We start from the raw sequence: 603 nt of genomic DNA, 5'->3' as shown, positions 1-603 counted from the left end.
CCGGTGATCAACCTGATGCGCGACGCGCTGCTCGAATCGGACCTGATCTACGGCGACGAGACAACGTTCCAGGTGCTGAAGGAACCGGGACGAAGGCCGCAGGCGAAGAGTTACTTGTGGGCGCAGATCAACGGCTCGGGGCCGCCTGTACGGATGTTCTCGTACTCGCTGGGGCGCGGTGCCCAACATGCGCAGAAGCTCTATGCCGGCGTGCAGCCTGGCACCGTGCTAATGACGGATGGGTACGAGCTCTACAACGGCATCGTCCACGATCACCAGCTCGTGCATCTCGGATGCTGGGCACACGTGCGCCGCGGCTTCATCAAGGCCGAGGAGTCGGTGCCGAAGGCGGCACGCTCGCCGGACCTGCTGGCGACGCGCTTCGTCGTGCTGATCGGTAAGCTGTTCGCAGCCGAGGCGCGCAGTGCGAAGTGGACGCCCGAACGCCGGCAGCGACTGCGCGCCCGGTACAGCGCCCGCGTGCTCGCCATCATCGAGCGCATGCTGGTCGAGCATCTGCCGGGCATCGTGCCGTCGAGTCTGCTCGGCAAGGCATTGCAGTACATGAGCGGACAGTGGCCCAAGCTGGTCCGATACGTCGCT

1 protein-coding gene is annotated in these 603 nt (G+C 65.3%); it reads left to right on the top strand.

Annotation, left to right across the window (positions count from 1 at the left end; genetic code table 11):
- A partial coding sequence (locus DID99_RS36840; protein WP_148094724.1) for a transposase occupies nt 1–603 on the top strand: 603 nt, incomplete at both ends.

Origin of the sequence: Burkholderia sp. Bp8986 (assembly GCF_003854225.1) — a bacterium.
Taxonomy (GTDB): Bacteria; Pseudomonadota; Gammaproteobacteria; order Burkholderiales; family Burkholderiaceae; genus Burkholderia.
Note: the sequence above shows the minus strand (reverse complement) of the source record. Positions and strands in the feature narration are given on the sequence as shown.